The 15,969-nt window shown below is 74.8% G+C and carries 15 protein-coding genes; 6 read left to right on the top strand and 9 right to left on the bottom strand.

The genetic code is table 11. The features are described 5' to 3' along the window. Positions 1-86: 86 nt before the first annotated feature. Together rfbB and ACI79B_RS11695 are read left to right on the top strand one after the other, a co-directional pair. Positions 87-1,082 (top strand): dTDP-glucose 4,6-dehydratase, encoded by a 996-nt coding sequence (rfbB, locus tag ACI79B_RS11700; protein WP_456928294.1) that lies wholly within the window; start codon positions 87-89, stop codon positions 1,080-1,082. After that, complete coding sequence (locus ACI79B_RS11695; RefSeq protein ID WP_456928295.1) at positions 1,079-1,924, top strand: SDR family oxidoreductase; 846 nt, start codon at positions 1,079-1,081, stop codon at positions 1,922-1,924. Before rfbB ends, ACI79B_RS11695 begins: the two co-directional genes overlap by 4 nt. Here the strand turns inward: ACI79B_RS11695 and cysC are convergent. Beyond that, entirely contained in the window at positions 1,905-2,942 is a 1,038-nt protein-coding gene (cysC, locus tag ACI79B_RS11690; RefSeq protein ID WP_456928296.1) for an adenylyl-sulfate kinase, read from the bottom strand. The genes ACI79B_RS11695 and cysC overlap by 20 nt on opposite strands. 121 nt (positions 2,943-3,063) lie before the next feature. Here cysC and ACI79B_RS11685 point away from each other — a divergent pair, with 121 nt between their 5' ends. Both ACI79B_RS11685 and galE read left to right on the top strand, forming a co-directional pair. Next, entirely contained in the window at positions 3,064-4,383 is a 1,320-nt protein-coding gene (locus ACI79B_RS11685) for a UDP-glucose dehydrogenase family protein (protein WP_456928297.1), read from the top strand. A 71-nt stretch (positions 4,384-4,454) separates the two neighbouring features. Then, positions 4,455-5,432: a UDP-glucose 4-epimerase GalE gene (galE, locus tag ACI79B_RS11680; protein WP_456928298.1), complete on the top strand. Its 978-nt coding sequence runs from the start codon at positions 4,455-4,457 to the stop codon at positions 5,430-5,432. Here galE and ACI79B_RS11675 read toward each other — a convergent pair. From ACI79B_RS11675 to ACI79B_RS11655, 5 genes are all read right to left on the bottom strand, one after another. After that, positions 5,420-6,496: a putative glycoside hydrolase gene (locus ACI79B_RS11675; protein WP_456928299.1), complete on the bottom strand. Its 1,077-nt coding sequence runs from the start codon at positions 6,494-6,496 to the stop codon at positions 5,420-5,422. The genes galE and ACI79B_RS11675 overlap by 13 nt on opposite strands. Positions 6,497-6,533: 37 nt before the next feature. Beyond that, positions 6,534-8,090, bottom strand: a complete 1,557-nt coding sequence (locus ACI79B_RS11670) for a DUF4832 domain-containing protein (protein ID WP_456928300.1) — start codon at positions 8,088-8,090, stop codon at positions 6,534-6,536. A gap of 253 nt (positions 8,091-8,343) precedes the next feature. Then, entirely contained in the window at positions 8,344-8,559 is a 216-nt protein-coding gene (locus tag ACI79B_RS11665) for a hypothetical protein (RefSeq protein WP_456928301.1), read from the bottom strand. A 69-nt stretch (positions 8,560-8,628) separates the two neighbouring features. Next, positions 8,629-10,353: a GT4 family glycosyltransferase PelF gene (gene pelF, locus ACI79B_RS11660; protein WP_456928302.1), complete on the bottom strand. Its 1,725-nt coding sequence runs from the start codon at positions 10,351-10,353 to the stop codon at positions 8,629-8,631. A 95-nt stretch (positions 10,354-10,448) separates the two neighbouring features. After that, the gene (locus ACI79B_RS11655; RefSeq protein ID WP_456928303.1) at positions 10,449-11,762 is read right to left on the bottom strand and encodes a hypothetical protein; all 1,314 of its coding nucleotides are present in this window, start codon (positions 11,760-11,762) and stop codon (positions 10,449-10,451) included. A gap of 481 nt (positions 11,763-12,243) precedes the next feature. Here ACI79B_RS11655 and ACI79B_RS11650 point away from each other — a divergent pair, with 481 nt between their 5' ends. Beyond that, on the top strand, positions 12,244-13,101 hold the full coding sequence (locus tag ACI79B_RS11650) for a hypothetical protein (protein WP_456928304.1): 858 nt from the start codon (positions 12,244-12,246) through the stop codon (positions 13,099-13,101). A gap of 12 nt (positions 13,102-13,113) precedes the next feature. On the opposite strand, the gene ACI79B_RS11645 is transcribed toward ACI79B_RS11650, so the two are convergent. The 3 genes from ACI79B_RS11645 to ACI79B_RS11635 all read right to left on the bottom strand — a co-directional run bounded on the left by ACI79B_RS11645 (position 13,114) and on the right by ACI79B_RS11635 (position 15,183). After that, on the bottom strand, positions 13,114-13,287 hold the full coding sequence (locus ACI79B_RS11645; protein WP_456928305.1) for a hypothetical protein: 174 nt from the start codon (positions 13,285-13,287) through the stop codon (positions 13,114-13,116). 301 nt (positions 13,288-13,588) lie between these two features. Further along, a complete protein-coding gene (locus tag ACI79B_RS11640) occupies positions 13,589-14,641 on the bottom strand; it encodes a PHP domain-containing protein (protein ID WP_456928399.1) in 1,053 nt (350 codons plus the stop codon). Beyond that, positions 14,638-15,183 carry a DoxX family protein gene (locus tag ACI79B_RS11635; RefSeq protein WP_456928306.1) on the bottom strand — a complete coding sequence of 182 codons (546 nt, stop codon included), beginning with the start codon at positions 15,181-15,183 and terminating at the stop codon, positions 14,638-14,640. Before ACI79B_RS11635 ends, ACI79B_RS11640 begins: the two co-directional genes overlap by 4 nt. 373 nt (positions 15,184-15,556) lie before the next feature. On the opposite strand from ACI79B_RS11635, the gene ACI79B_RS11630 reads away from it, so the two are divergent. Beyond that, complete coding sequence (locus tag ACI79B_RS11630; RefSeq protein ID WP_456928307.1) at positions 15,557-15,967, top strand: hypothetical protein; 411 nt, start codon at positions 15,557-15,559, stop codon at positions 15,965-15,967. The last annotated feature ends 2 nt before the right edge of the window (positions 15,968-15,969 follow it).

Raw genomic sequence — 15,969 nt, 5'->3', positions numbered from 1 at the left:
ACGACCACGGGCGCCCGACCGCGGGGGAGGATGGCCCCGCCGCCCCGGGGGCGGCCGCGACCCCGCCCATCGCAGGAGGACCACCCGTGCGTCTGCTCGTGACCGGTGGCGCCGGCTTCATCGGCGCCAACTTCGTCCACCAGACCGTCGAGCGCTTCCCGCAGTACGACGTCACCGTCCTCGACGCCCTGACCTACGCGGGCAACGAGGCCTCGCTGGCCGGCGTCAAGGACGCGATCGGCTTCGTGCACGGCTCGATCACCGACGCCGCGCTCGTCGACGACCTGGTCCGCGACAGCGACGCCGTCGTCCACTTCGCCGCCGAGAGCCACAACGACAACTCGCTGGCCGACCCGGCGCCGTTCCTGCAGACCAACGTGATCGGCACGTACACGCTGCTCGAGGCGGTGCGCCGGCACGGCGTCCGGTTCCACCACGTCTCCACCGACGAGGTCTACGGCGACCTCGAGCTCGACGACCCGGCGAAGTTCACCCCCGAGACGCCGTACAACCCCTCGAGCCCCTACTCGTCGACCAAGGCGGCCTCGGACCTGCTGGTGCGCGCGTGGGTGCGGTCCTACGGCGTGCAGGCGACGATCTCCAACTGCTCGAACAACTACGGGCCGTACCAGCACGTCGAGAAGTTCATCCCGCGGCAGATCACCAACGTGCTGATCGGCCGCCGCCCGCGGCTCTACGGCGCCGGCCACAACGTGCGCGACTGGATCCACGTCGACGACCACAACACCGCCGTCCACGAGGTCCTCGAGCGCGGCCGGATCGGCCACACCTACCTCATCGGTGCCGACGGCGAGGTGGACAACCGCACCGTCCTGGCCACGATCCTCGAGCTGATGGGCCAGCCGGCCGACGCCTTCGACTCGGTCACCGACCGGGCCGGGCACGACCTGCGCTACGCCATCGACGCCACCAAGCTGCGCGAGGAGCTGGGCTGGCGGCCGCGCTACACCGACTTCCGCGACGGCCTGGCCGCGACCATCCGGTGGTACCGCGACAACGAGGACTGGTGGCGTCCGCTCAAGGACGAGGTCGAGGCGGCCTACGCCGCCCGCGGCCAGTGACGACGGTCGTCCTCGGCGCCGGCGGGCAGGTGGGCCGCGCGCTGGCCCGCCGGTTGCCCGGGGCGGTGGCGCTGACCCGGGCGGACCTCGACGTCGGCGACCCGGCGGCGGTCGCCGCGCACGACTGGTCCGGCGTCGAGGTGGTCGTCAACGCGGCCGCCTGGACCGCCGTCGACGCCGCGGAGGACCCGGCCAACCGCGCCGCGGTGCGGGCGGTCAACGTCGACGGCGTCGGCGCCCTGGCGGAGGCGGCGCGCACGTACGGGTTCCTGCTCGTGCACTTCTCCACCGAGTACGTCTTCGCCGGCGATCACCGCGGGCCGATCCCGGAGGACGCGCCGGTGTGTCCCCTGAGCGTCTACGGGCGGAGCAAGGCCGACGGCGACGCGCTGGTCACCGCGCTCGACCGGCACCTGCTGCTGCGCACCACCTGGGTGGTGGGCGAGGGGCGCAACTTCGTGCGCACGATGGCCGGCCTCGCCGACCGCGGGGTCAGCCCGTCCGTCGTCGCCGACCAGGTGGGCCGGCCCACGCTCGCCGACGACCTCGCCGACGCGGTGGCGCACCTCGTCGAGCGCGGGGCGACGGGCACCTACAACGTCACCTGCGGGGGCGAGCCGGCGTCGTGGGCCGACGTCGCGGAGGTCGTGTTCGCCGCCCGCGGCCGCGACCCGCACGAGGTCCGGCGCGTGACCACCGCCGAGTACACCGCCGACGCGGTGGGCCTCGCGCCGCGGCCGCTCAACGGCGTGCTCGACCTGACCCGCCTGGAGGCGACCGGCTTCCGGCCGCGCGACTGGCGCACCGCCGTCGCGGGCTACCTCACGTCCCTGGACGGCTGAGCACCGCCGCGAGCACCTGGTGGGCGCACTCGTCGACGTCGCGCCCGGCGGTCTCCACGGTCACCTCGGCGTCGGTGGGCGTCTCGTAGGGGTCGCTGATGCCGGTGAAGGCGGGGATCTCGCCGCGCCGCGCCCGGGCGTACAGGCCCTTGCGGTCGCGGGCCTCGCAGTCGGCCAGCGACGTCGCCACGTGCACGAGGACGAAGCTGCCCGGCCCGGCCTGCGCCTCGACCTCGCGCCGGACGTCCGCGCGCACCTCCGCATAGGGCGCGATCGGCGCGCAGACGGCGATCCCGCCGTGCTTGGCGATCTGCGCGGCGACCCAGCCGATCCGCCGGACGTTGGTGTCCCGGTCGGCCTTGGAGAACCCGAGCCCGGCGGAGAGGTGGTGCCGCACCTCGTCGCCGTCGAGCAGCGTGACCGTGCGCCCGGCCTCGATGAGCAGCTCGACCAGACGCGCGGCGATCGTCGACTTCCCGGCACCCGACAGGCCGGTGCAGAACACCACCGTGCCGCCGGTGCGCGCCGTCCCCGACCACGGGCGGCTGCCGAGGAGCGAGGCGCCGTGGGCGGCGGCGAGCTCCTCCGGCCCCGCCTCCGGCGCGTCCGGGGTGACCGGGACCGGCACCACGATCACGTCCCGGCCGCCCTCGCAGACCGCCGCCCACGCGGCGGCGGCGGACGACAGTGCCGCGGAGTCCGGGGGCAGGCCGGCCGCCGGCACCAGCGCGAGCAGCCGCTGCGGCAGTTCCGCGACGTCGTCGGGCGGCAGGCCCACCCAGGCCACGGTGTCGGTCCAGCCCTCGTCGTGCAGTCGCTCGGCCACCGCCGACGGCGGCTCCCAGCGCGGCACCTCGACGACGGTCAGGTCGCCCTCGGCCGCCGTCGCGACCAGCACGCCCTGCGCGTCCTCGTACTCCTCGGCGGGCGGCAGGTCGGGGCGCGGCGCGAGGCCCGCGCGGTAGCGGGCCACCGCGGCGACCTGGGCGTCGTCGAGCCGGGCACGGGCGTCGGGCATGCCGTCATCCTGCCTGGTCCGCCGTCGCCCGGACGGTGGCTCCTCCCGTTCCCGACGGGCGCGACCAGGCTCTCCGTGGTGCACTTCGGGAGCTAAGTGTCCGGAGCCCGAGGAGGCGGCGGTGCGGATCTCGGTCATCGGCTGCGGCTACCTCGGCGCGGTGCACGCGGCCTCGATGGTGGAGCTCGGCCACGAGGTGGTCGGGATCGACGTCGACGAGCGGAGGATCGCGGCGCTGTGCGCGGGACGGGCGCCGTTCTACGAGCCGGACTTCGAGCAGCTGCTGGGCCACGCGCTCGAGTCGGGACGGCTGAGCTTCAGCGCCGACGTCGCCGACGCGGCCGGCGCCCGGGTCCACTTCGTCTGCGTGGGCACGCCGCAGCGCCACGGCGAGTACGCGGCGGATCTGCGGTTCGTGCAGGCGGCCGCGGAGTCGCTGCTGCAGGTGGTGCAGCCGGGCGACCTCGTGGTGGGCAAGTCGACCGTCCCGGTGGGCACCGCAGCCGGGCTCGCCGCGCTGTTCGGCGAGAAGGTGCCCGGGGTGCTGCTGGCCTGGAACCCGGAGTTCCTCCGCGAGGGCTTCGCCGTCCGCGACACCCTGCACCCCGACCGGCTGGTCTACGGCCTGCCCGCCGGCGATGACGGCGCCACCGCCGAGCGCCTGCTCGACGAGGTCTACGCCCCGATCGTCGCCCGTGGGACGCCGAAGGTGACCACCGACCACGCCACCGCCGAGATGGTGAAGACGGCGGCCAACAGCTTCCTCGCCACGAAGATCAGCTTCATCAACGCGATGGCCGAGCTGTGCGAGGCCACCGGCGCCGACGTCAAGCTGCTGGCCGACGCGATCGGCTACGACGACCGGATCGGCCGCAGGTTCCTCAACGCCGGCCTCGGGTTCGGCGGCGGCTGCCTGCCCAAGGACATCCGTGCGTTCATGGCCCGCGCCGGAGAGCTGGGCGCGGACCAGGCGCTGACGTTCCTGCGCGAGGTCGACAACATCAACATGCGCCGCCGGATCCGGATGGTGGAGCTGGCCCGCGAGGTGCTCGACGCCTCCCTGCTGGGCAAGAAGGTGGCGGTGCTGGGCGCGGCGTTCAAGCCCGACAGCGACGACATCCGCGACTCCCCGGCGCTCAACGTCGCCGCCCAGCTGCAGTTGCAGGGTGCGGTGGTGTGCGTGACCGACCCGGCGGCGATCGACAACAGCCGGCGCGAGTGGCCGCACCTGGACTACGCCGCCTCGCCGGAGGAGGCCGCCGCCGGCGCCGACGCCGTCCTGGTGCTCACCGAGTGGCGCCAGTACCGCGAGCTCGACCCGGTCGCCTTCGGGCGGGTCGTGGCGAGCAAGCGGGTCCTCGACGGCCGCAACGCCCTGGACCGCGAGGCCTGGACCGCCGCCGGCTGGACCTACCGCGCCCTCGGCCGCCGCGCCGGCTGAAGCCTCGCCGGCTGGACCGGTGTGACCGAACGGACTCCGGTTCCGGCCTGATCGACGCCTAGGCTCGACCGGTGACCTGGCTCGTGACCGGCGGCGCCGGCTACATCGGCGCCCATGTGGTCCTCGCCATGCGCGAGGCGGGCGAGGCGGTGGTCGTCCTCGACGACCTCTCCACCGGCGACGCCGACCGCATCCCCGGCGTCCCGCTCGTCGTCGGCAGTGTCCTCGACGGACCGCTCGTCGGCCGCGCGCTGCGGGAGCACGGCGTCACCGGCGTCGTGCACGTGGCGGCGAAGAAGCAGGTCGAGGAGTCCGTCCGCCGCCCGCTGCACTACTACCGCGAGAACGTCGAGGGCCTGCGGGTACTGCTCGAGGAGGCGACCGGCGCCGGCGTCGACCGGTTCCTCTTCTCCTCGAGCGCGGCCGTCTACGGGATGCCCGACGTCGACCTCGTCGGCGAGGACACGGACTGCCGCCCCGTGAACCCCTACGGCACGACGAAGCTGGTCGGCGAGCGGATGGTCGCCGACGTGGCGGCCGCCACCGGCCTCCGGTACGCCAACCTGCGCTACTTCAACGTCGCCGGGACCGCGGCACCCGCGCTCACCGACCGCGGCGTCTCCAACCTGGTGCCGATGGTCTTCCAGCGGCTCCAGGACCGGCAGCCCCCGCTCGTCTTCGGCGACACGTACGACACCCCCGACGGCACCTGCATCCGCGACTTCGTCCACGTCGCCGACATCGCCACCGCCCACCTGGCCGCCGCCCGCGCGCTCGCCGGCGGCCGGGTGACGGCGCTGACGGCGAACATCGGCCGCGGCGAGGGCGTCTCGGTCCGGGAGGTGGTGCAGGTCATCCGGGAGGTCAGCGGGACGGCGGGGGAGGCGTGGTCCGAGCCGGTGGTCGTCCCGCCGCGCGCCGGGGATCCCGCCCGCGTGGTCGCCGCCGCGGAGCGGATCCGCGCAGAACTGGGCTGGACGGCGCGGCACGACGTCCGCGCCATGGTGTCCTCGGCGTGGGAGGGCTGGGCAGGTGCTCAGCGCCGGTAGACCGCACCCTCGTGCGGCTGGAGGGTGACCTTCGCCGGCGCGGGCTCCCCCGTCGCTGTCCGCAGCCCCGGAGGGACGGCCAGGGAGACCTTGCGGCGCCTGTTCTCGTTGAGGTTGACCCCGGCCCAGCCGGACTCGAACTCGCGCCACCACGCGTTGCCCCGCTGCTGGGGCCGGCCGAGCGGGGCACCGAGGTCCCACTCGAGCTCGGGGCGGAACGGCGTCCCGCTGTAACCGTCGTGGTCGGTCGCCGAGTAGTACGCGCGTTCCTCGGGGCCGAAGACCAGCAGGGCCGCCAGGCCGTAGAGGAAGTTGGGGTGGTCGTCCTGCCCGTCGGTCGCCGTCCGGACGATGGTGATCCCCGGGCCGGCCAGCTCGTCCATCTGCGCCAGGGCGCTCCCCGGGTCGAGGAAGTCCCCGGGCCCCCAGGCGAGGAAGACCTCCTCGAAGCCCCCGCCGTAGGCGGCGTGCCGGGCCCAGCGGCCGGGGTCGCGGCGGGACTCGGCGATGTTGGGGACCAGCAGCTTGCCCATCTCGTTGAGCCGCTTGCCCGCCTGGGGCACGAACTCGTCCATGGTGCGGCGCAGGTCGGCCATCGTCCGCCCACCCTCGAGCGGCGGCCGCAGCCCGTAGTAGTCGTCGTAGACGTCGTTGTCGGCCATGAGGCCGTCCCACGGGGTGTCCTCGAGGAAGTCGGCGGCGTTGTCGCACCACCGCTCGCGGTAGTCCGGTTCCCACACCGCCATCTGCCAGTGGCCCGGGTAGGTCGCCCACTGGATGCGGCTGCCGTCCTCGCGGTGGGCGAACCACTCCTCGCCGGCCTCCTCGGCCTCCTCGAGGCTCACCCCGGACGTGTACACCGGCCCGGTCTCGAAGTCGCGCACCGAGGACAGGCACCGGTAGGCCAGCACGGTCATGTCCGGCCGCTGCTCCTTCAGCCGGGCCGCCGCCGCGGACTCCCAGGGCTGGAGGATGGCGACCTGGTAGTGCTCGACCGCGAAGTCCAGCTGCTCGTCGGACAGGGGGTCCTGGTACCGGATCCAGGCGCCGCGGCGGGTGACCATGCCCAGCAGCCTGTCAGGTGCGCCGCGCCGGGGCAGGTCAGCCGACGGTGAGGACGTGCCGCAGGTCGTTGCGGCCGGTCTCCGGGTCCCACAGCCCCGCGTTCGCCAGCCGGACGGCGTAGGCCGGGTCCCCGGCCAGCGACGGCGCGGCGTCGGGCAGTGCCAGCGCGAGCGCCCACGGGCCCGGCGCCGTCGGGGCCGCGACCTCGACGGTCACCGTGCGGATCGTCCCCGGCGTGAGGCTCCTCACCTGCACGGGAACCGGGACGGCGACCGTCTGTCCGCCCTGGCCGAAGACCACCTGCACCGGCCGGTCGGACAGCGGGGCGGCCCAGCCGTCGTTGGTGAGCGTGAGCGTCAGGGACACCGTCTGACCCGGCCGCGCCGTCGCGGGGAACGAGCCGGACACCAGCCGCAGCCGGTAGCCCAGCGAACGGGCGGCGGTCGCCCGGCCGTCCTCGCCCCAGGAGTCGAGGACGCCTCGGTGGAAGTCGGCGTTGAGGAAGGTCCAGTGGTAGCGCGCCAGTTCGGTGGCGGCGGTCGGCCACTGCGAGCGGGTGCCGTACGTCCCGCAGGTCTCGCCGCCGACGGGCACGGTCGCGGACTGGGCGGCCAGCCACGTGCGGTCCCCGTCCGAGGCGAACGTGCCCATGTCGGTGTCGCTGGCGAGGAAGCAGTCGTCGTGGATCCCGACGCGCGCGGCGTCCGCGCCGCTCACCAGGCGCTGCTTGACGGCGGGGTAGCGGACCTGCACCCAGATGTCCGGTGTCGTCGCGTCGAGGAGGGCGTCGAGCACCTGGCCGCGGCGGGCCCAGTCGGCGTCGGTGAGCGCCCACGGCTCGGCCGGGTCGGAGGCGTACTGCTCCGAGTAGTACCACTCGCCCCAGCGGCCGACGAAGCCTGCCTGCAGCACCGCGACGACGTCCGCGCCGGCGTTCAGCACCGGCGCCAGCTGCCGGACGTGACCGACCGCCCGGGCCGGCGGCGCGTCGCGACCGTCGTCGGCGGAGTAGGCGAAGCGGACGACCAGGTGCACACCCGCGGCGCGGGCCGTGTCGAGGTCGGCGGCGACCTGCGCCAGGAAGCGCGCGTCGACGGTGTCCCGGTCCACCAGGCCGCCGAGGTAGAACACGCGGTAGACCAGCGTCACCGCCTCGGTCGTCCGCCACGTCGTCAGCGTCCCGGCGTCCAGCGGCGTGTACGCACCGCCGTCGGGGGACCAGCGGGTCTCGGTGTAGTGGGTGAAGCCGCGCTCCGGGTTGGCGATGACCTCGTCGGAGGGCGGGTAGGCGACGCCGACGGGCGCGGCCGTCCCGGGAGTCGGGTCCGGGGACGCCGTGGTGGGCGCCGCGGTCGGGCTCTGGGTGGGCGCCGCCGTGGTGGGCGTCGTCGTGGTGGGCGTCGTCGTGGTGGGCGTCGTCGTGGGGGGCGGTGCCGGCGGCCGGCGGTGGCCCGCGCCGAGGCTGGTGGCGGTGGCGCGGAGGGCCTCGCGGACGCAGGGCGAGCGGTCCGCGCAGCGCGCGTCCAGCGCGGAGGGGGCAGCCACCTCCGCGACGACGTCGGCAGGAGCGGAGGGCGCCACGGTCACGGTCACCGCCAGGGTCAGCGCGCCGAGCGCGAGGGGGAGCCAGCGGAGGCGCCGGGTGGCGCCACGTCGGGGGAGCGGCGTCCCCGGATCGTCCGACGAGTGCCTGCCCACCCCGTACCTCCCGTCAGGGGACGGCCGGCACCTCCCCGCGGAGGAGCACGGGGGACCGGTCCGTCCGTGTGCGGGGTGTAGTCAAGCAAGCACGCAGCGCTGCGTCCATGGGGCAGCCGCAACCGCCCCAGGCGTCACAGGGGAGTGCTCAGACCTCGAGGGCGGGCGCGGGCTCCCGGACGGGTGCCCGGGAGGGCAGGGCGGAGGACTCGCGCCACCACTCGTCGGGATCGGCCCACGGCCGCACCGGCTGCTGGGCAGGAGGCGTCCAGGCGGGCGTCGCCGTGTCCGGCCCCGGTCCGCGGCGCACCGTCAGCAGCCAGGGGACGACGAGCAGCGCGCCGAGCAGGAACACAGAGGCCACGGGAACTCCATCGGCACGTCCCGCGCGGTCCTTGACCGCGCCCCGTCTCCGTTGACGGGCGCGGCGATCTTAGGTCGCCGGACGCAGGCCGAGGAACCCCGGACGCGCTCGGGCGGGACGGCGGACCACGTCCGCGGACGGCGGCGTCTCCCGGACCACCGGCTGGACCACCGGCGCGGTGCCGGACCCGGGACCGGAGGCCGCGACGGTGTTCCGGGCCGGCAGCCCGCCGAGCTCGCGGTAGAGGTCGTTGTAGGCGCGCATGGCGTCGACGAGCTGGAAGAAGTCCTCGACCCGGCCCCGGGCGTTGCGCGCGTACTCCGCGTACAGCGCCGGGTCCCCCATCAACCGGGACAGCCCGTCGGCGAGCTGCTCCGCCATGTTCGGCGCCTTGTGCAGCGGGTCCACGAGCACGCCGCACGGTCCCCACGTGTGCCCGTCCTCGGTGGTCAGCGGGTCCTCCACCAGCTGGGCCATGCCGCCCACCTCGGTGCCCACGGTCGGGATGCCCGCGGTCATCGCCTCGAGGACGACGATCGGCTGGCCCTCGTTGTAGCTCGGCAGGACGAGGACGTCGTAGCCGCCGATCTCCGCCTTCACGTCCACGACCCCGCGGAAGGTGACGTGCGAGGACAGGCCGAGACGCTCCACCTTCTCCAGGCACGCCGCGTAGTACTCGGGTACGTGGTCCGTCGGGCCGAGCGCGTCGAGGTGGAAGCCGGTCACGCCCCGCTGCAGCAGCAGGTGCACGGTGTCCAGCAGGTCGAGCATGCCCTTGATGGGGACCACCCGGGCGATGTAGGCCAGCCGCCACACGCGGTCCTGTGGTGTCCGCGCGATCTCCTCGAGGGCGCGCAGGCGCTGCTGGTACGCCGGCTCCACCGCCGCGGGCACCATCCCGTTGGGGATGACCACGCTCTTCTCCACCGGGGCGCCCAGGTCGGCGGCCTCGGTGATCGCCTTGGGGTAGAGGTAGGTGATCACCTCGGCGCTCGGGTAGCAGAGCCGCCCCATCTCGATCCACCAGGTCATCCACGCCCGCTGGGTCGGCGGGACGTCGAAGGTCCGCCAGTCGGTGGCGGTGACCGGCAGCGCCATGTCCCGGTCCAGCAGCAGGTTCACGGTGTCGCGGACGTAGAGGTTGTGCTCGGTGAGCAGGAACCGGCCGCCGTTCTGCCGGGCCGCGGCGGCGCCCATCAGCGAGGCGTAGCCGGTGGTGTGGGCGTGGTACACCCGCGCCTTCGGGAGGTCGTTGCCGAGGACGGCGCAGGCGAGGGAGAAGAACTCCCTCATCAACCAGAAGGTGTCCACCAGCGACAGCCCGAGGCCCGCCCAGCGCCGCTGCAGCACCTGCATGAACTCCTGGGTCCCGAGCAGGGCCCACAGCGGGTAGCGCCGGGTGCGCGGGTTCATCCCCTCGTCGAAGAGCGACCACACCGGCTCCGGGTCACCGGCGACGACGGACTCCAGGGCGTCGAAGAGGCGGTTCGCCAGGGCACGGCGGCCCCGGCCGGACATGCCCAGGTCCCGCGGCGTGAGGTCGCGGAAGTCGGCCTGGTGCTCCTGCATGCTCAGGTAGAGCGGGTGCACCCAGCGGACGTTCGCCGGCACGCCGTACAGGTCCTCCTGCGGGCTGGCGGAGTCCCACGTGAGGTGGATGATCCCGAAGGTCAGGTCCGGGTTCTCCACCACGATGTCGTGCACGACCGCGGAGACCCCGCCCTTGAGGTAGGGGTAGGTCGACTCCATGACGATCGCGACGTCGACGTCTTCGTAGGCGGGCTGGGATGCCATCCCTGCGGGGCCTCCTCGTGCTCGGGCCGGGTGCACGGTGCTGGACTGTGGGGCGGTTGGACTGTGGGGCGGGGGGAGAGGGGGGAGGCGCCGGGTCACCAGGACGTGGCGTGTCGCCAGAAGAGGCTGTACTCCGGCCGGCCCCAGTGGCGCAGGCAGCTGCGCAGCGCCACCGCCAGGAAGACCACCTCGACACCGGCCAGCACGAGGTAGACGGCTGGGCCGGGCGGGAGCAGGACGAAGGCCGCGACGCAGGCGGCCAGGTGCAGGGCGCCGAGGCCCTGCGCGAGCGTCCGTTGCCCGACGTAGTCGAGCTTGTAGGAGACGACGGTCGTCATCATGAAGGTCCACGACGCGACGGCGACCGCGGCGGTCAGGCCTGCGGCCCGGGGCTCCCAGGCGACGACGCCGCCGGTGACGACCAGGACGAGCGCGGCCCCGGCCAGCCCGGTGGACAGGATCGCGGAGGTGACCGTGCCGGCCAGCCGTGACGAGTGGCGGTGCAGCCGGTCCAGCGGCTCGTCCTCCATCGCCGCGCGCAGCCGGCCGACCTCCCGGTCGAAGCGCGGCGCGAAGACGACGAAGTACGCGTTGTAGGCCAGGATCGCCGGCAACAGCGCGAGGAACACCGTGTCGACGGCGAAGTCGCGGCCGGCGGCCAGCAGGAACACGAACTTGTCGGCCCAGAGGACCGCACCGAGCAGGAGCCCGCGGAGCAGGTCGGCGAGCACGTCGCGGCTGTCGAGGACGAGCGGGTCGGCCAGTTGCCGGACGTGCCGGCGCAACGGGACGAGGAGCACGGCGAGCCCGGCCAGCGGCGGCAGGATCCACACCGTCGGCACGAGGAACAGCGCGGCGGCGTACGCGGTCCAGGACGCCGCCCACAGCCCCCGGTGGTCGGGTCGGTTGGTGACCACCAGGAGCTGGACGAACAGCAGGTGGGCCACGGTGAGCGCCAGGTACGCACCGAGCACCTGCAGCGGCCAGTCCATGACCAGCTGTACCGGAACGGCGAACAGCGCCACCACGGACAGGGAGCGCAGGGCGATCAGTGGCCAGGCGCGGCTGAAGGCGCTCAGCAGGGCGTCGGGGTCGGGCCGGTGCAGCGTCTCGCCGATGCCCCGGTAGAGCGGCATGCAGACCGACTGGCTGAGCCACGGAACGGTCATGGACGACGCGAGGACGACGCTGGTCAGCCCGACACCCCCGATGCGGGCGGCGCTGATCTCCTCGTTCACCAGCGGGAACACGGTGGTGAGCAGCAGGACCGGCGTGAGGTGCAGGACCAGTTGGCCCATGGTGCCGAGCGGCCGCCGGGCGCTGTCCCGCGGCCACGTGAGGGCCAGCCCGCCGACGACGAGCACCGCCACGGTCACCGTGATGCCGAGGACCAGTCCCCGGTCGGACACCGAGGGGAGGAGCAGTGTCCCGGCGAGCAGGAGGACGACGACCAGGATGCCTGCCAGGTGTGGCCACGCTCCGTGATCGGGTCGTCTGTCGTGCCGGGTCGCCCTGACCCGTGCGGGCGTGGTGTCGAGCACTGCTGACCCCCGTTGGTGGAACTGCCGGACCTCGCCCGTCAGCGCTGACAAGGCGGCAGCGGCGAGTCTGGCACGTGTTCCGGGACAGGAGAGTCGCGGACGAGGGGCCGGCGGACGGTCCGCTACCGACTCCTCGCGGGCAGTGAGGGGCGCGCGACGCCCGGTGGGTGGCTGTGGTCAAGGACACAGTCTGCGGAGGAGGTGGCGGCCTTCGCCGATAGTTCCCGTCACGCACAGTAGCGGCGTCGTCGCGCGGTCCCGCGCGTCAGGATCGGCCCGCCCGCCCCATCTCCCCCTGTGGTGTGACCGGACTGTCACGTCTGGGCCCGGACCTGCCGATGCTGCGCACGTGTGGACGTGGATCGTCGGCGGGCTCGCCGTGTGGGTGGTCGTCGCCGTCGCGCTCGGCGTCGTCCTGGGCCGGGGCATCCGGCTGGCCGACCGCCGCTCGCCCGGCACCGGGGTCGAGGAGCCACTGACGACCGCGGTGCTCGGTGGCCCGCCGGCCGCCGTCCGCCCGGCCCGCCGGCGCGTGCCGCTGCCGCCCGTCGGCGTCGGCCTGGCCGCCCTCGCCGTGGCGCTCGAGGCGGTCGGCTACGCCCTGCGCCTGCAGGGCACGACCGGCCAGGTCGCCCAGGTGCTGTCCATGGACGCCCCGTACTCGCTGCCGCGCATGTACGTGGCCGCCCTCTTCGCCGCCGCCTCCCTCGCCGCGGTCGCGGGCGCGGCCCGCAATCCCGGCCGCCGCACCTGGTGGCTGGCCGTCGGCGCGGTCGCCGGCGGGATCGCGGTGGTCAAGGCCGGCAGCACCGTGCACGTCACCGGCATGCGGGCGCTGTCCGCGGTCGTCTCGCCGGCCGGCGCCGTCGTCGTGAGCCTTCTCCTCGCCGGGGCGGTCCTCGCCGTGCTCGCGTTCATCAGCCGCGCCGAGCGCCGCGACCGGCGCCGCGTGCTGAGCACCCTCGCCCTCTACGCGGGGGCCTCGGTCGGGCTGTCGGCCGTCTCCGGCTGGGTCGGCGCTCGGTGGTACGCGATGGCCACGTTCGTCGAGGAGTCCGGCGAGGCGCTGTCCGCCGTCGCCGTGCTCATCGCGGTCCTCGTGGGTGTCGCGCCGCGCCTGGTGCTGCCGGCGGCCTGGCTGCGCCGTCGCGACGACGCGCTGTCGCTCGAGGCGCCCGCGCAGCGGGTGCCCGCTGCGCGGGACTGAGCGCCGCGGGCGTCAGCCGGTGGCGAGCCAGCCGGTGGCCGCCCGGAGCCCGGGGCGAGAGCGGTCCTCGGCGACGGGAAGACCGCGCCGGTCGGCGAGGTCGGCACGGCGCAGCGCGCGCCCGAGGACGAGGGCGAGCGGCAGGCCGAGTGTCAGCCACACGATGCAGACGACAGCGACGACCACGGCCACTCCTCGACGACCGCTCGGTTCCCCCGGGCCGATCTGGCCCCCGGCCTGACCTGCCCCGGCGCGGCCGTCGCCAAACACGGCCGCCCGCCCTCCGGGTCCCGTGCGGGCGGACGGCGAGGGTGGTCGCGCCGGCGGCGTCGGCCGGGTCCCGGCTGCGGTCCGCGCCCGTTGCCGGCCGAGGTGCGCCACTCCCACGAGGTCGCTGCAGCTGACGCGGCCATCCCGGCGGGGTCGGGACGCGTGGCGGGACCGCCGACCGGCCGCGGGCGGGACGTCGACGTCTCGTCGCCGGGCGCTAGCCGGCCGTCCAGTCGAGCAGCTCGTCCGCCGTCCAGGTGTTGACCACCCGGTCGGGGTCGACGCCGGTCTCGACGGCCCGCTCGCAGCCGTTGCCCTGCCAGTCCAGCTGGCCGGGGGCGTGCGCGTCCGTGTCGATGGCGAACTGGCAGCCCAGCTCGACGGCGAGCGACAGCAGCCGCAGCGGCGGGTCCAGCCGCTCGGGCCGGGAGTTGATCTCGACGGCGGTGCCGTGCTGCACGCAGGCGGTGAACACGGCCTCGGCGTCGAAGGCGCTCTCCGGCCGCGGCCGCTGCCGCCGTCCCTCCCGCTGCTCGCGGGGGATCAGCAGCCGCCCGGTGCAGTGCCCGAGGACGTCGGTGTGCGGGTCGGCGACCGCGGCGAGCATCCGGTCGGTCATGGCCGCGGACTCGGCGCGCAGGTCGGAGTGGACGCTGGCCACCACGACGTCGAGCCGGCCGAGCAGCTCGTCGGTCTGGTCGAGGCTGCCGTCGACGTTGATGTCGCACTCGATGCCGGTGAGGATCCGGAACGGCGCGAGCTCCGCGTTGAGCTCGGCGACGACGTCGAGCTGGCGCTCCAGCCGCTCCGCCGTCAGCCCGTTGGCCACCGTCAGCCGGGGGGAGTGGTCGGTGAGCGCCATGTACTCGTGGCCCAGCCCGATCGCCGCCTCGGCCATCTCGCGGATCGGGCTGCCGCCGTCGGACCAGTCCGAGTGCGTGTGCAGGTCGCCGCGCAGGGTGGCGCGGAACTCGGCGACGTCGTCGGCCAGCGGCACGAGCTCGGCGTGGGCCTCCTCGAGCCGCGCGAGGTACTCCGGCACCTCGCCGGCGTGCGCCTGCACGATCGCGGCGCCGGTCTTGGGGCCGATGCCGCGCAGGTCGGTGAGCGTGCGCGTGCGGATCCGCCGGTCGAGCTCCTCGGGCCCGATCGTGTCGACGACGGCCGCCGCGGTGCGGAACGCGGCGACCCGGTGCGTGGGCTCGCGGGCGCGCTCCAGGAGGAAGGCGATCCTCCGGAGCGCGGCCGCGGGTCCGAGGGGGGTGCTCAGCTGGCCTTCCTCGCCTTCCTGGCGGCCTTCTTCTGGGCCTTGGCCGCGCGCCGGGTGGCCTTCTCGTAGTTCCTCTCCGTCGACGCCGCGGCGCGCTTCGCGGCGCGGCGGGCCCGGTAGCCGACCGACGGGCGGCCCTCGGTGTCGACGGCGGCGATCAGCAGGCCGCCGAGCAGACCGGCGTTCTTGAGGAAGTTCGACAGCTGGCCGAAGCGCTCCTCCGGGTCCTCGTGCTCCCAGAAGCGGTGGCCGGCGAAGGTCGTCGGGACGATGCTCCCGGCCAGCGCGAGCGCGCTCAGGCGGGGCAGCTTGCCGAGCGCGAACAGCGCGCCCGCGCCGACCTTGATGCCGGCGTCGATCTTGACCCACTGCTCGGTGTCGCGCGGCACCTGGACCGGCAGCTGCTGGTCCGCCGCCCTGGTGATCGTGTCGACCACCGGCTGGGCTCCGGGCACGCGGGTCTGCGGGTTGCGCAGGGTGTCGACGCCGCCGTAGAGGAACGACGCTGCGAGCAGGGGCCGGGCGATCCGGCGGACCAACATGGATGACCTCTTCCGTCGATGGGACCTCAGGCGTGTCCCATGCCCAGGCGGCGCTGCGGGACACCCGATTGCGAACCTAGTGATCAGCACCTCCGCGCGCTCGGTCTGTGCGCCGGCCACCCACGGCGCGCGATGATCGGCCGGTGCTCCCGTCGGCCCGTCCGCAGTGGCGGCCCGCGTGGTGGGTGCTCCTGCTCGGGCTGGTCGCGATCGTCCTCTTCGGCGCGGCCCTCGTGGTGCGGGTGCACTGCGGGACGGCGCAGTGCACCGGCTCGGTCGTGCGCCGGCTGCTCGACCTCGACGCGGTCGGCGGGCTCCCGCGCCTGTTCTCCACCGGGGTCTTCGTCGCGGTCGCGGCGCTCGCGGCGCGCGGGTGCCGCCTCGTCACCGGCCGGGCCGGCTGTGGTGGGCGGCGGTCGCGGCCGGGGGGCTGGCGCTGGCGGTCCTCAAGCTGGAGAGCGCGCACTCGGTGGCCGAGGACGGGACGTCCCCGTCGACCACGCTGCTCCTCGGCCTCGCCGTCGCCGTGCCGTCGCTGGGGCTGCTCGCGGTGGCCGGACGGTCCTGGGACGTCGCGGCGGCCGCGCCGGTGGTGGCCGCGCTCGCCGGCTACGCGCTCGCCGCGCTCGGCCTGGACGCCCTGACCTCCCTGGTCGAGGCGCTGGCGGGCCGTGCCGGGGCGGCGCCGGCGACGTTCGTCGAGGAGCTGGGCGAGGCGCTGGCCGCGGTGGCGGTCCTGGCGGTGGTCCGGTCCGGGACGGCGCCCGCCCGCCCCGGCCGGTGAGC

It is taken from the genome of Geodermatophilus sp. SYSU D00879 (genome assembly GCF_054050375.1).
This window is presented reverse-complemented; position numbering and strand designations above follow the sequence as displayed.

What these genes read in the sequence shown, in the direction of transcription:
- cysC (WP_456928296.1), bottom strand. Translation starts at nt 2,942, where the DNA reads ATGCCCGACGCCCGTGCCCGGCTCGACGACGCCCAGGTCGCCGCGGTG.
- ACI79B_RS11675 (WP_456928299.1), bottom strand. Translation starts at nt 6,496, where the DNA reads ATGGTCACCCGCCGCGGCGCCTGGATCCGGTACCAGGACCCCCTGTCC.
- pelF (WP_456928302.1), bottom strand. Translation starts at nt 10,353, where the DNA reads ATGGCATCCCAGCCCGCCTACGAAGACGTCGACGTCGCGATCGTCATG.
- ACI79B_RS11635 (WP_456928306.1), bottom strand. Translation starts at nt 15,183, where the DNA reads ATGTTGGTCCGCCGGATCGCCCGGCCCCTGCTCGCAGCGTCGTTCCTC.